This window comes from Paenibacillus sp. MY03 (genome assembly GCF_002165585.1).
Classification (GTDB): domain Bacteria; phylum Bacillota; class Bacilli; order Paenibacillales; family Paenibacillaceae; genus Pristimantibacillus; species Pristimantibacillus agaridevorans.
In genome coordinates this window covers 15216-29108 of the sequence record NZ_MXQD01000044.1, presented here as the reverse complement: position 1 = coordinate 29108, position 13893 = coordinate 15216, and the positions used below count along the sequence as shown (strand labels likewise).

General features: G+C 54.3%; 13 protein-coding genes. All 13 read right to left on the bottom strand.

Going from position 1 to position 13893, the window contains the following annotated elements; translation table 11 throughout:
- Positions 1–639 precede the first annotated feature (639 nt).
- The 13 genes from B1748_RS27665 to yabG all read right to left on the bottom strand — a co-directional run bounded on the left by B1748_RS27665 (position 640) and on the right by yabG (position 13868).
- Positions 640–1773, bottom strand: a complete 1134-nt coding sequence (locus B1748_RS27665; protein ID WP_179215861.1) for a peptidylprolyl isomerase — start codon at positions 1771–1773, stop codon at positions 640–642.
- A gap of 85 nt (positions 1774–1858) precedes the next feature.
- Complete coding sequence (gene mfd, locus B1748_RS27660; protein ID WP_256975965.1) at positions 1859–5386, bottom strand: transcription-repair coupling factor; 3528 nt, start codon at positions 5384–5386, stop codon at positions 1859–1861.
- A 179-nt stretch (positions 5387–5565) separates the two neighbouring features.
- Positions 5566–5796, bottom strand: coding sequence for an anti-sigma-F factor Fin (gene fin, locus B1748_RS27655; protein WP_087571187.1), 231 nt, complete (start codon positions 5794–5796; stop codon positions 5566–5568).
- Positions 5797–5883: 87 nt separating this feature from the next.
- Entirely contained in the window at positions 5884–6444 is a 561-nt protein-coding gene (gene pth, locus B1748_RS27650; protein ID WP_087571186.1) for an aminoacyl-tRNA hydrolase, read from the bottom strand.
- 217 nt (positions 6445–6661) lie between these two features.
- The gene (locus B1748_RS27645) at positions 6662–7315 is read right to left on the bottom strand and encodes a 50S ribosomal protein L25 (RefSeq protein WP_087571185.1); all 654 of its coding nucleotides are present in this window, start codon (positions 7313–7315) and stop codon (positions 6662–6664) included.
- 111 nt (positions 7316–7426) lie between these two features.
- Entirely contained in the window at positions 7427–8824 is a 1398-nt protein-coding gene (gene glmU / locus B1748_RS27640; protein ID WP_087571184.1) for a bifunctional UDP-N-acetylglucosamine diphosphorylase/glucosamine-1-phosphate N-acetyltransferase GlmU, read from the bottom strand.
- A 186-nt stretch (positions 8825–9010) separates the two neighbouring features.
- Positions 9011–9292 (bottom strand): septation regulator SpoVG, encoded by a 282-nt coding sequence (spoVG, locus tag B1748_RS27635; protein WP_087571183.1) that lies wholly within the window; start codon positions 9290–9292, stop codon positions 9011–9013.
- A gap of 129 nt (positions 9293–9421) precedes the next feature.
- Positions 9422–9820, bottom strand: coding sequence for a RidA family protein (locus tag B1748_RS27630; RefSeq protein ID WP_373271310.1), 399 nt, complete (start codon positions 9818–9820; stop codon positions 9422–9424).
- Positions 9821–9879: 59 nt separating this feature from the next.
- Positions 9880–10707 carry a pur operon repressor gene (gene purR / locus B1748_RS27625; RefSeq protein WP_087571182.1) on the bottom strand — a complete coding sequence of 276 codons (828 nt, stop codon included), beginning with the start codon at positions 10705–10707 and terminating at the stop codon, positions 9880–9882.
- A gap of 82 nt (positions 10708–10789) precedes the next feature.
- Positions 10790–11644, bottom strand: coding sequence for a 4-(cytidine 5'-diphospho)-2-C-methyl-D-erythritol kinase (gene ispE, locus B1748_RS27620; RefSeq protein ID WP_087571181.1), 855 nt, complete (start codon positions 11642–11644; stop codon positions 10790–10792).
- Between the two features lie 459 nt (positions 11645–12103).
- Positions 12104–12292: a small, acid-soluble spore protein, alpha/beta type gene (locus tag B1748_RS27615; RefSeq protein ID WP_087571180.1), complete on the bottom strand. Its 189-nt coding sequence runs from the start codon at positions 12290–12292 to the stop codon at positions 12104–12106.
- Positions 12293–12466: 174 nt separating this feature from the next.
- Positions 12467–12742 carry a biofilm formation stimulator Veg gene (gene veg / locus B1748_RS27610; RefSeq protein WP_087571179.1) on the bottom strand — a complete coding sequence of 92 codons (276 nt, stop codon included), beginning with the start codon at positions 12740–12742 and terminating at the stop codon, positions 12467–12469.
- A gap of 229 nt (positions 12743–12971) precedes the next feature.
- The gene (gene yabG, locus B1748_RS27605; RefSeq protein WP_087571178.1) at positions 12972–13868 is read right to left on the bottom strand and encodes a sporulation peptidase YabG; all 897 of its coding nucleotides are present in this window, start codon (positions 13866–13868) and stop codon (positions 12972–12974) included.
- Between the last annotated feature and the right edge of the window lie 25 nt (positions 13869–13893).

Genomic DNA, 13893 nt, shown 5'->3' with positions numbered 1-13893 from the left:
AAAAGCAGCACTTCGCAAATCTAATGGAACTGACAGCCCTTATGATGGGCAAAAGCCCGCGGTTTGCCTGGATTTCTCACGAATAACGTCGCAGGTCTGAAGATGAGCGACCTCCAGCTTTGCAAAGCAAAGCAGTTTCGGAAACATGTGGTAGGTTTTAGCGCCAATAAGAAATTCTAAGGCAAGCTCGGAAACTTTTAATGCTTATGTTGTAAATAAGGGGAAAAGCTCCCTTTAGTTGACTGCCCTTTCGGTTTTTCGAAGTGTTAGAGGGAAATTCCCCCTCTAAATCAAGTGGAATAGAGGACAGACGTCAATTGGATGGAGATTAGAGGGAGGATTTCCCTTTAAAGCCACAAAATCCGGTTTAGAGGCGATATTAGAGGGCATTTTTCCCTTTATTCTCTTCATGACTTGCAATGACTGCAGCGTCCTTCTATAGATACTCTCGTTTCGTCATTCCGAGCAAGAGTAAGTATGGCAAAATGATCAACACAAAAATCCCAGCCGACACATTGGTCGACTGGGATTCTTGTCATGCAGGCTGATTTGATACTCCGTTGCGCATCTTTGCACTATAGCTTCTATGGCACTCGATAGCCTGAAGGATTGAGATATAGCAACTCTAACCCGCGGGCGTTACTTGCTGTCCGTCGCCGAAGGAGATGGAGATGGAGATGGAGACGCGGACACTTCGCCATCCTCAGCGCCTTCCGCGCCTTCAGTTCCCTCGGCACCCTCTTCTGCGCCTTCCGTCGGCTCAGGTTCAGGCAGAGTGATCTTCAGCTCTTGCTTCGGCATCTCGTCGGTCATGAATTTCTCCATGTACGTGTAAGCCGCCGTGCTCTTTACTTGTTCCTTCTGCTCTTCTGTCAGCTGATCGTAGGTCTTGACGTCGCGTTTTTCGACGACAATGACATGATAGCCGAAGTCGGATTTTACAGGCTCGCCGATCTTGCCGATCTCCTGCTCGAATACGGCTTGCTTAAACGGAGGTACCCACTTGCCGCCTTCCGCCGCTTCGTACAGTCCGCCCTTATCCTTGGAGCCCGGATCGTCGGAGTATGTTTTCGCCAGCTCGTCCCATGAGCCGCCGGCATCCAGCTTCGCCTTTACTTCATTGGCGCGAGCCAGCGCTTCTTCATCCTTGCGAACCTCTTTGGTCTCGCCCGTTTCTTGATTCTGCTCCGTCGTCGCCACAAGAATATGGCGTACGGTCGATACCGCATAGTCCGCTTGCGCAGTCTCGAACGCCTTCTTGATATCATCCTCTGTTACAAGGGAATTGACGTGCGCCACGACTGCCGAAGTCAGCATAAGGAACGTAGACATGTCGTCATCGGAGATTTTCTTCTCCTTAACCTTCGCCTCGAGCGCCGTGTCCGTCTTCAGATATTCCTTATATTCTTTCAGCTGCGCGTCCACGTCCTCGCGAGCCTTCTTCAAGGACTCTTCCGAGGCTTGGCCAGCAAGCACCTTATAAGAAACGTATTGCTCGAGAATCATTTCCTGAAATTGCGGGATGGTGATAATTTGCTCGTACGATGGCTGCGTTACGCCAAAGATCGCCAAATATTTGTCGAGCTCCGCTTGCGTGACCTTGCCATCCTTGTACGTAGCGACAACTTCTCCCTCGCTTACGCCCTTAAACTCCAAGGTATGCTCGCCCTTATTGCCGCCGCCGCATGCCGCTAGCATCGTCATGACAAGCACCGCCGCAACCGTAAGCAGCGCGCTTCTGCGCCATGCCGACTTGCGTGAACTTTGCAACATGTTGAATCCCCTTTCGCCTTTCGCGTTATGAACCTTGCAATACGAGTATTGTAGCAGAAAAGGGACAACAAAAGCGAATTTACACCTATGACGTCGCATTCTGCAATACTTCCTTCGGCGCGATGATATCCTTGTACCCCTCAAAGAACTTCTCGGACCAATGAAGCTTCTGCTCCATATTCAGCCCCTTGCCCCGCAGCGTAATGCTCGGCGGCGTCTCCTGCTCGGCGCTCTGCCGAAACCGGTTCTCCAGCTTGAGACAAAGCTGGTCTGCAGCCTTGCGCGCCATCTTGCCGCCGATCGGAGATGCCAGCCTAAAGATCAAGTCGTCGCCCTTCTGATTGATCAGCTCGATGCCGCAGATCGAGCCATATATTTTCAGGCGCGCTACGGACATCAGATTGCTGACGGCCTGAGGCAGATCGCCGAAGCGGTCGACCAACTCGTCGATCAAATCGTCGCACTCCTCGAATGAACTAACCGAGGCGACCTTCTTGTAGATCTCGATCTTCTGGATGCTGTCGTAGATGTAATCCGACGGCAGATAAGCGTCGACGCTGATATCGATCGCGGTCGCCACTTCCTTCTGCACCTTGACTTCTTCGCCCGTCATCTCCGCTTTACGCTTCGCGATCTCCTCGGCCAGCATCTGCGAATACATGTCGAAGCCGACCGACGCGATAAAGCCGTGCTGCTCCGCGCCAAGCAGATTGCCCGCTCCCCTAATGGCCAAGTCGCGCATCGCAATCTTGAAGCCGGAGCCCAGCTCCGTGAACTCCTTGATGGACTGCAGCCGTTTCTCCGCCACCTCGGTGAGCACCTTGTCCCGCTGATACGTGAAGTAAGCATAGGCGATCCGATTGGACCGGCCCACACGTCCGCGCAGCTGGTACAGTTGGGAAAGCCCCATTTTGTCCGCATCGTGCACGATGAGGGTGTTGACGTTTGGAATGTCGACGCCAGTCTCGATAATGCTAGTGCTGACAAGCACGTCGGACTCGCCGTCCAGGAAGTCGAGAATCGTCTTCTCCAGTTCCTGCTCCGACATCTGCCCATGCCCCACCGATACCTTGGCATCGGGAACAAGCGCGTTAATCTGCTCCGCCATCTGGTAGATGCCCTGCACGCGATTGTACAGATAATACACCTGTCCGCCGCGCGCCAGCTCCCGCTCGATGGATTCCCGCACGAGGGCCGGACTGTACTCGACCACATACGTTTGAACCGGGAAACGGTTCTCGGGCGGCGTCTCGATGACGGACAAATCCCGCACGCCAAGCATCGACATATGCAGCGTCCGCGGGATCGGCGTCGCCGTCAGCGTCAATACGTCGACATTCGTCTTCAGCTTCTTGAGCTTCTCCTTATGCGACACGCCGAACCGCTGCTCTTCGTCCACGATCAGCATGCCAAGCGACTTGAATATAATATCTTGCGACAAAAGCCGGTGCGTCCCGATGACAACGTCGACCGTGCCGTTTTTCAACCCTTTGATCGTCTCGTTCTGTTCCTTGCGAGAGCGGAAACGGCTCAGCACCTGGACGTTGATCGGATATCCCGCAAAGCGCTCGCGGAACGTCTCGTAGTGCTGCTGGGCAAGTATTGTCGTCGGCACAAGCACGGCGACCTGTTTGCTGTCCATCGCCGCCTTAAACGCGGCTCGCACGGCCACTTCCGTCTTGCCGTAGCCGACATCGCCGCACAAGAGGCGGTCCATAGGCTGCTCCCGCTCCATGTCCTTCTTGATCTCATCGATCGCGCGAAGCTGGTCTCTCGTCTCGTCGTACGGGAACATCGCTTCGAATTCCTGCTGGTACGTCGTATCCGTGCCGAAGGCATATCCCGGCGTGGACTGCCGCTGAGCGTACAGCTTGATCAGGTCGTCGGCGATATCCTGCACCGATGCCCGGGCTTTGCTCTTTGCCTTGGTCCATTCCGTGCCGCCAAGCTTGTTGATCTTCGGTTCTTTCTCCTCGGAACCGACGTACTTCTGGATCATGTCGACCTGTTCGATCGGCACGGAAAGCTTGTCGCCGCCCGAGTAAATAATGTGCAGATAATCTCTATGAATGCCGCCGATCTCGAGCGTGCCGATACCGACGTATTTGCCTATGCCGTGGTTATGGTGAACGACGTAATCGCCGACCTTCAGCTCCGTGTAGCTCTTGATCCGCTCGGCATTGTCGAGCTTCTTGTCCATCCTGCGCTGCTTGCGCTGCTTCTGCGAGAACATCTCGCCTTCCGTAATGACGACCAGATGCGACGAAGGCAGCTCAAAGCCCTGCTGCAGGTTGCCCTCCAACATTATCGGCGTTTCGATGCCGTAATCATCCAGCACGCGACGCATTCTCTCCATCCGCTCCGCGCCGCCGGCCAACATCATGACCTTGGCGCCGATCTTCTTCCACCGCTCCATCTCGGACTTCAGCACATTCATCTGCCCATGGAAATTCTGCATCGAACGGCTCGTCATATTCAGGATGTTCTGAGGCTGCGAATGCGGCACCTGGCGCAGGAACAATGACAGGAACAGCGTCGGGAAGGGACGATGATGCAAAATCTCTTCCGTATCCTTGGCCAGGACAAGCCCTGGCAGCGACTTGCCGTTCTGCAGCAGATGGACGGACCATTCGCTCTCGTCGCGCTCGAGCTGCTTGGACGTTTCTATCAATCTCGTAGGCTCGTCTAGTACCAGCAGCGTATCTTCCGGCATGTAGTCCATGATTGTCTGCCGTTCCGGATATAACAGCGATATATACTTATACATCTCCGGAAAATAAACCTGCTCCCGCAGCTTCTCCATCTCGCCGCCGATCTCGGCGCGCAGCCGTTCCTTGGCGGTCCGATCCGTCATCTTGTCGAGCTGGCGCTCCAGCAGCCCCGCCGCGTGGTCCGCGGCTCTGGCCATGCGCTCCGCGTCCGCGATAATCTCCTGGCATGGCGGCACGACGCAGCTATCCAGCCGATCCAGCGAGCGCTGCTCGGAAGGTTCGAACGTCCGGATGGAGTCGATCTCGTCGCCGAACCACTCGATCCGGCAAGCCTGCGGCGCCGTGAGCGGGAAGAAGTCGACAATCCCGCCCCGAACGCTCATCTCGCCCTTCGCCTCGACGCGATCGGCGCGAACGTAGCCAAGCGAGGTCATACGGCGCAGGAAGTCCTCCAGCGCCATCGTATCGCCGACTTTGAGCTCGATCTGCGCATCCGCCATGACGCTGCCGATGGGCAGATACCGCCGTACGCCCGAAAACGGCACGACAACAATCCCGCGGTAACCGCGGGACAGCTTCATCAGGACGTCCATTCGTTGCGCCAGCGTCTCTGGACTCGATATCGCCGCCTCCGCGGCCACCAGTTCGTTCGCAGGGTACAGCAGCACTTTGTCGGGTGACAGACATTCCTGCAGATCCTCCGCTATTTTTTGCGCGGAGAACATATTATGAGTGACAACGAGCATCGGACGCTCGATTTCCTCCTCCAGGGCTGCAATCAACACCTGGCGGGAAGAGCCGGCAAGTCCCGATATCATCTGCTCGCGCATCCCTTTGCGAATTCCGGACAGAACAGACTGTACGTCCAGATCCGCTGCGACAGTTTGTATTAGCGCTTTCAACGTCTGTGGCACCTCATTTCTATATGACCGGCCGGGGAGATCCGATCGCTGCTTCCTGCCAAGCATCTGGCTGCAGTTCCCCGCTACATCGTCCATCCTCGCCCACGCCAAAACAGCTACGACCGGACGCATGCCGTCATAGCTTGTTCTGCGGAACCTATCAATTCGTATATCCCCTCTTATTGGAGAGGGTTGCCGATCAGCATGAGATCGGGGTTAGAGCTCAATGCTTCGTTGCAATAATCGCAAACAACCTTCACCGTTACGTTGCCGCTTGAGTCATACGCTATTATATCGCTGCGCTCCTCGGGGGTCAAGGAATGGAAGCCTAGCTCCCGCTCTGTTACCGTGTTTCCTTCGATGGACCCTATGGACGTCTTGCAATGTCTGCATATATAGTTTACAGCCATATGTATGCCTCCTGAGGATAGGTTATACCCTCAGTATACCCAGATAACCGCCAACTTAACGTACTGCCCCCCGATTGATTTAAAGATCTAACGATTAAACTTAGCCATCGTCTCCTCAAACGTTGCCTTTAGCGCAAATTCCGCCGCATCCGCCGCATTTCCGATCATATCCGCCAGTTTGTCGCGCTCCGCCTTCGGGAAGGGAGACAGCACATAGTCGGAGATAACCATGCCCGGCTGCGGTCTGGAAATGCCCATGCGAATCCGGTCGAATGTCTGCGTGCCGAGATGCTGGATCAGCGACTTGATGCCGTTATGCCCGCCCGCGCTGCCTTGATAACGCAGCCTGAGTTTGCCGATCTCGGTATCCAGATCGTCATAGACGACAATGCCGTCCGCTAGATCCGCCTTGAAGTAATCCAGGAACGACCGAACGGACTCGCCGGACAGGTTCATATAGGTCATCGGTTTGATCAGCACCACCTTTGTGCCTCCGACGTTGCCTTCGCCGATCAGCGCCTTGCATTTGGTTCCCGTCACCGAGATGCCCCAGCGCTTCGCCAACTCGTCGATGACCATGAATCCGACGTTATGCCTAGTATCCCTGTATTGCGTACCCGGATTGCCAAGTCCCACGATCCACTTCATGCCTTCTACTCTCTCCCTCTCCATGCCTGCCCAGCTTGGGGCAAGCCACTATCTCATTGAACTTAATGTAGCATAACTCGGCGCAAAAAACGAACCCTCAAATCATAAATCACCCTAACGGGTGTTGGGCAGCGCCAAAAAAACGTGCGGCTCCCGCTTTCCTATAGGCAAAGAAAAGCCCGCCGATCGCCCGGCAGGCCTCCTAAATTTATTGCGGTTACGTGCTTGTAGAAATCTCCTCATGCTGCGCATGATCCGAGCGGGACTCCGCTTCTTTCGCTTCCACGTCCTGCGCTTCCGCTTCCGTCTCATCCAGTTCCTTCTGCGGCGCCAGCACCGTCAGTACGACAACCTCCGGATCGGAGCTGACCTCTACGCCTTGCGGCAGCATCAGATCCTTCACCTGCAGACTTTCTCCAATGCCAAGCGAGGAGATGTCGACCGAGATATGCTCCGGAATCGCCCCCGGCAAACACTGCACCTCCAGCTCATGCAGCACGATGGACAAAATGCCGCCCTCTCGCACGTCAGCGGAGTCGCCAGTCGCTTCAATCCGCACGTTCGCGCGTACCTCTTCGTTCATATTGATCTGATGGAAGTCGACGTGCGTGATTACGCCGTTTAACGAATCCCTTTGTACGTCTGCGACCATCACGGAATGTTTGCCCTGACCCGGAACCTCCATCTCTAACACCGCGTTCGGTTGAGAACGAAGCAGCGCCTTCAGCTCCTTCTCCCGAATGCTCACCGTTGCCGACTCGCTTAGCTGCTTTCCGTATACGACGCCCGGCACCATGCCGCCTAAGCGCAACTTTCGAAGATCGCCTTTTGTCTTGACGGATCTCGCATCCGCCTGCATTGCGATAGCCATATGGAATCCTCCTTAAATAATTGGATGTCCATATCACTTTACCCACTCCCGGGATAAATTAAACAAATTAGCTCCCGCACCGGCATCGCCAGACCAAATCGCAGAACCGTTTTACTTCGAATTTCGTTCCTTCTTCGCCTTTGCTCTCGCACGGATCTTGTCCGCGTATCCCGGCTTATTGACCTGACGCTCCCGAGCGATGGCCAGATCGCCCGCGGGCACATCCTGCGTGACAGTCGAACCGGCCACGACGTACGCGCCATCGCCGACCTTAACCGGCGCGATCAGATTGACGTTGCTGCCGATAAAAGCATGATCGCCGATCTCCGTCACGGCTTTGTTAAACCCGTCATAGTTGACCGTGATCGCTCCGCAGCCGATATTAACGTCCTTGCCGACCACCGCGTCGCCCACATAACTGAGGTGGGACACTTTGCTGCCATCGTCCAGCACCGCGTTCTTAAGCTCCACGAAATCGCCGATCTTGCAGCCACGGCCGAGCTTCGAGCCCGGACGGAGGTTCGCGTAAGGTCCCACCGCGCTCTCCGGACCGACGATAGACTCCGCGATGACCGAGAATTTGATAGCAGCTCCATCCCCAACCTCGCTAGCCGTAATCTCCGCGTTCGGCCCGATGACGCAGTCCTCTCCGATGACCGTTCCCGCACGAAGCACGCTGCCCGGATACAGCACTGTATCGGCGCCGATGACTACGCCCGCTTCAATGTAAGTGTTCTGCGGATCGATAATCGTCACGCCGTTTAGCAAATGCTCCCGGTTGATCCGCTCGCGCATGAACCGCTCCGCCTCGGCGAGCGCCACGCGGTCGTTTACGCCGATCGCCTCCGCCAAGTCCGAGGTGCAGTAGCCCTGCACGACCTCGCCGGCCGACTTTAGCAGGCCTACGACGTCGGTCAAGTAATATTCGCCTTGCGCGTTCTCGTTCTTGACGTTCGCAAGCGCTTCGAACAGCTTCCGGTTATCGAAGCAATACGTGCCCGTGTTAATTTCCTGTACGGCCGCTTCCTCCTCCGTGCAGTCCTTCTGCTCCACGATGCGCCTAACCGTTCCATCCTCTCCCCTGATCACGCGGCCGTATCCGGCAGGATCTGCAAACGATGCCGTTAGCACGGTCGCGGCCGCGCCGCTCTCTTCATGCAGCTTCAGCATCGCTTCAACCGTCGAAGCGCGCACGAGCGGCGTATCGCCGCATACGACGATCGTCGTACCGTCGATATCTCCGATCAACTCCTTCGCCTGCAGCACCGCATGCCCTGTGCCGAGCTGCTCCCCTTGCAGCGCATATTCCGCCGCGTCGCCCAGATAAGCCTTTACCTTCTCCGCGCCGTGGCCGACGATAACGACAACCTTCTCGCAGTTCGCGGCTTTGACCGTATCCAACACATGCCCTACCATAGGTTTGCCGCACACCGGATGCAGCACCTTATATAATTTCGATTTCATCCGCTTGCCTTGACCGGCCGCGAGTACAATCGCCATTCTTGTCATACGCAATAACCTCCCTGGTTCCTCCAACTAGCAATCCTTCAGATGAATATAGCTTATATATTGGCAAAAGAAAAGAGAGCCGCGGCTCTCTCTTCTGACTAAGCGGATTTATTACCACTAAACGCGGTCGCTCATCTTCGAGAGGCCGAGGGTAGAGGTTTTATCATACTTGCAAAAGCTTTCGTGTTAAGCACCTTCCTCGATCGCAACCTCATCGGCAGCACGCTCATATTCCGCCAGAACAGCGGCTTGGATCTTCTCACGAGTCGTAGAAGAGATTGGATGAGCGATATCGCGGAATTCGCCATCCGGAGTACGTTTGCTTGGCATAGCTACGAACATACCATTGTTACCGTCGATGACACGGATATCGTGAACAACGAATTCATTGTCAATGGTGATCGATGCGATTGCCTTCATACGTCCTTCCGAATTGACGCGGCGGAGTCTGACATCAGTAATTTGCACTTGTGTTCACCACCTTTGCCTCTCAAGACTTGGTGTATACTTCCACGAAAAAATGCAAAATCCTTCTATTAAATTGGTAAATTGATGCTCTATTTAAAATATTTTTTTTGTTTTGATAATTTTTCGTTTTCATTCGACAAGAGTCGATGCAATGACCTCAATTTCGACAAGAACGTCCTTTGGAAGCCTTGCTACTTCTACGGCGGAGCGAGCTGGCTTGTGGTCTCCGAAGTAAGAGGCATAAATGCCGTTGACCGTTGCGAAATCATTCATGTCCTTCAAGAAAACAGTTGCCTTGACGACGCTGGCTAAGGAAGCCCCGCCTGCCTCCAAGACTGCTTGCAGATTCCGGAATACTTGATGAGCTTGCTCTTCGATGCCGCCAGCGACAAGAGCGCCCGTTGCGTCGAGCGGAATCTGGCCCGAAGTGAAGAGCAGACCTCCCAGCTTGATCGCTTGCGAATAGGGGCCGATCGCTGCCGGCGCCGCTACCGTTGAGACGATTTCCATTTCCTTGCGTGTTGTCATCATGTTCCCTGCCTCTCAATGATTGATGGATATAGATGATGGTGTGCGCAGGCTTGCGGTTACGCCTTGAAGTAATTGCCCGGAATGACGGTGGATTGCTTCGACTTCATATCCACGGCCGTCAGCTTCGCCAGCGACACGTAATCCTCCAGCAGGCGCTCCTCCAGCTCCACTTCTCCCGATTCCACGAATACGCCTACGCCGGCCACGGTTGCCTTGAATTCGAAGAGCAGATCCATCATCCCTTGGATCGTGCCTCCGGCTTTCATAAAGTCGTCGATGATCAGTACGCGGGACTGTTCCTTAAGCGCTCTGCGTGCCAGCGACATCGTCTGGATGCGCTTCGTCGATCCCGACACGTAGTTGATGCTTACTGCGGAACCTTCAGTCACCTTATTGTCTCTGCGCACAATAACGACGGGGATATTAAGACATGCCGCCGTCGCGTAAGCGAGCGGAATCCCTTTTGTCTCCACCGTCATAATAACGTCGATTTTGCGATCTGCGAATGCGGTTGCAAACATCCGTCCGACATCAGCCAGCAGCTCTGGCTGTCCTAACATATCCGTCATATACAAATATCCGCCTGGCAGCACGCGATCGGGCTGCTCCAGCTCTCTGCATGTTTCCTTCATGATGTCCAGCGCCACAGATTCTCTCATCTTAGGCATGTATTTAACCCCGCCTGCCGCTCCCGCCAGTGTCTGCAGGTCGCCGATGCCTTCTTCCTCGAAAACTTCCTTGATGATAGCAAGATCTTCGCTGATGGAAGACTTGGCGGACTGATAACGTTCTGCGAATGCTGTGAGCGATATTAACGTGTGGGGACGAGATAATAGATACTGCGTCATTTCAACGAGCCGCGAGCTTCTCTTTAACTTCTTCAATGCCATCTCCCCCCACTAAATCCGAATATTATATTACCAATATAACATTTTTATACGGATTTAATCAACAATAACGCCATCTTTATGTAAGCATTCTTACCACGTATACTTCCTTGCAATATCCCCGCAGTCCATTATAGATACGCGGGAGCTTCGCTTGCTTCGATACAAGGCCGAATACGGTAGGTCCGCTGCCCGACATCAACACGCCGTCAGCTCCAAGTCTGAGCATGCTCTCCTTTAGCTGACGCACCTCGGGATACAGCTCCAGCGTCACGTTCTCCAGCACATTGCCCAGCCCTTCGCACATATCGTGGAAGGACCCTCGCGCAAGCGCCCCTCTCATGAATTCGATGGAAGGATGGTCCTTCAGCTCGTTCGCTCTCAGTCTGCCGTACACATCGGCCGTTGACACATTGATCGGCGGCTTGGCGAGAACGACCCAGCATTGCGGCGGCGGCGAGATGTGCTCCAGCTTCTCTCCGCGCCCTCTCGCAATCGCCGTTCCTCCCGTCACGCAGAAAGGCACGTCCGAGCCCAGCTCGGCCCCAAGGTCGCAGAGCTCGTCCTCCGATATGCCAAGCCCCCACAGCCGGTTAAGACCACGCAGCGCTGCAGCAGCGTCGCTGCTTCCTCCGGCGAGACCGGCCGCTACTGGAATCTTCTTGTCGAGATGGATGTATACGCCCTTACGGACGTCATACCGCTCCTTAATGAGGCGAGCCGCCTGGAACGCCAGATTCTTCTCGTCGAGCGGAATATAGCCCACCTGGCTGGAAATGATGATCGCGTCGCGCGGCAGCTCCTCCATCTCGAGACGATCCGCCAAATCGACCATCGTCATGATCATTTCTACTTCGTGGTATCCGTCGCCGCGTTTGCGCAGCACATCGAGCAGCAAATTGATTTTGGCAGGAGCTTTCTCATAAATTTTCATCGGTTCGTTCACCCGTTCATTTAAAGTACGTGTTCAAAAAGTTCGGTTATCAGTACCGAGAAGATTGGATGAAGCTAGGACCTGAGGAGCGGAGCGTAGTGGAAGCTACGTGAGCACCTGCACTGTCAAGCATTCGCTTAGGTTCGGCAACCTCGGGCCCCGCGAAAGTAATCGGAATTAGCATCGAAGCATCCCTTCACTTTCGTGGGTATCAGGAAATATTCGACGTCGAGTAAGCGTCCAGGATTACTTCGTAATGAGAAGCGGACTTTTTGAACAACCTCTTAAACTGTAAGCTTCATTATAACAAACGGGCACAATAAAAGCTAAACCATGCCAGACCGTTCGAGCAGGCCCTGCACAGCTTAGCTTCCCTTTTTGCAAACTCTTGCCGCTCTGTTGCTGCTTCCGAAAGCCGGATCGTACTTCTTCATAGCCGCGTCACGATATCGTCGATCGTTACGGCTGTCCCGATCGTGCCGCCGTCTGCTCCGCGATCTGAATGGCCCGTTTCACCATATTGCCGGCATCCTTTGATTTGATTCCGCCCCAACCTTCTTGCTGAACGGTGCCGTAGAAGCCCAGATCTTTTGCGAGTTCTACTTTCAGCTGTTCCGACATCACGCCGCCTCTGCGCCTGCGTCCCATATCATCCCTCCTTGTCGTCTTCTGCCTTGTCAGGCTTGGTTGCCATCCACCCGTAGTATGCATCCGCACGTTAGGGATCATGCGGGTCTTCTTATGGTCCCAAAAAAAAGACACAGACCTAAGGAGGTCTGCGTCAGGTTGCCCCGTAAGGGCCTATATGAAGCTTATGTCCATCTAGTGTTGAAGATAAGCGATTCGGACTTGGCCTTCATCATTGCACACGGTCACTTCAACAGATTCGGTAAGTATATCCGCGTAGCTGTAGGAGACGCGCTTGAAAGCGTGTTGCTCTTCATCCAGCTTTACAATGAAGACAGAAGGGTAGATTTCTTCCAACGTACCGGTCCGTTCGATTGTCTTTCGGCGACCGCCGTTTGCTCTAAGACGGATCTTGGCTCCCACATGGGCTTCCAAGCTGCGTTTGATATCCAATAGCGCGTTTTTTGCCATTGTCCACTACCACCTCTTTCCTTGTCCATTATAACCAAGGAAAGACCAATTGTCAAACGAAACAAAATATTATATCAGCCAGATATTTATTTTGTCAACGGTGATTTCACCCAAAAATAAAAAATCGGCCTTATTTTTTGATAGTTTGTGTTCCAATGACAAAAAATATACAAAAGGCGACATAATAGTCGTTGTTCATTAATGACCGCAAGACTCATTCGTTCGTCTGTTAAGCGTTCATCGTTACATTGGCCATAGTCGATGCGGCAGCCTTTGGCTTCGGCAAGCCGACCCGGTGTCGACCGAGCGTCTCGATGCCGCCAACGCCGTCTATCCCGCTAATGGTGCCGTGTATGACATCCGGAAGATTAATCGTCTCCCGGATCGATGTAAAGCTGGCTTTGATCGCGATGTACACGGGATCCAGCGCATGGATCAGAATACGGCCCGGCGAGCTGGCGAAGTTCGCTCCTGCGTGCAGCAGCGCCTCGAAGTGGGATTGGCAGGCGCCTGCCACCACCACGAGATTATCCCTGTTCTTCTCGTATTCGCGCGCAACCCGGACAGCGTTAACGAAGTTCTGCGAATTTTTGTAATTGGTCAGACTGTACAATTCATTCGGGGCGCGGTGCTTGAGCACGCCGTCATGGCCCGTTATAACGACAATGTCGGGCCTTACCTGCGGAAGCAGCCGGTAGAGCATGTCGCTCATCTGGGCCTCGTGAAGGTGCAGACCATACGCCGGCACCTGCATCGTGCTATAGAGCTGCATGCTCTTCTTTAAATAATTGCCGTCTCCGTCCAGATGCAGCACCTTGCCGGGCATCTCGAAGTAAGCCGCATCCGGCGTCTGCAATCCCTGACGTATGGCATCCACGGTCTCTGCGGTTTGCTTCTCCCGATCCGTGTGCATCTTGCGTAACGATTCATTTACTTTAATACGCGCCTGTTGCGCCGCTCTCGTTGATTCCGGATCGCGCACGACCGACAGATCAGGAATTGGAGCGTCCGCGAGCAGACGATAATCCGTGCCCTTTAACAGGGCTGTCTCCGAACGAACCGCTTCGATACGGAACAAAACGTCGCTTCCATATGATTTGCGGACGACCAGGTCCCCTTGCTTCATAGGTCAATCACCTCTTCGTCTATCC

Coding starts and splice junctions, on each gene's coding strand:
- B1748_RS27665 (WP_179215861.1), bottom strand. CDS start 1,773: ATGTTGCAAAGTTCACGCAAGTCGGCATGGCGCAGAAGCGCGCTGCTT.
- fin (WP_087571187.1), bottom strand. CDS start 5,796: ATGGCTGTAAACTATATATGCAGACATTGCAAGACGTCCATAGGGTCC.
- pth (WP_087571186.1), bottom strand. CDS start 6,444: ATGAAGTGGATCGTGGGACTTGGCAATCCGGGTACGCAATACAGGGAT.
- B1748_RS27645 (WP_087571185.1), bottom strand. CDS start 7,315: ATGGCTATCGCAATGCAGGCGGATGCGAGATCCGTCAAGACAAAAGGC.
- glmU (WP_087571184.1), bottom strand. CDS start 8,824: ATGACAAGAATGGCGATTGTACTCGCGGCCGGTCAAGGCAAGCGGATG.
- B1748_RS27630 (WP_373271310.1), bottom strand. CDS start 9,820: ATGACAACACGCAAGGAAATGGAAATCGTCTCAACGGTAGCGGCGCCG.
- ispE (WP_087571181.1), bottom strand. CDS start 11,644: ATGAAAATTTATGAGAAAGCTCCTGCCAAAATCAATTTGCTGCTCGAT.
- B1748_RS27615 (WP_087571180.1), bottom strand. CDS start 12,292: ATGGGACGCAGGCGCAGAGGCGGCGTGATGTCGGAACAGCTGAAAGTA.
- veg (WP_087571179.1), bottom strand. CDS start 12,742: ATGGCAAAAAACGCGCTATTGGATATCAAACGCAGCTTGGAAGCCCAT.
- yabG (WP_087571178.1), bottom strand. CDS start 13,868: ATGAAGCAAGGGGACCTGGTCGTCCGCAAATCATATGGAAGCGACGTT.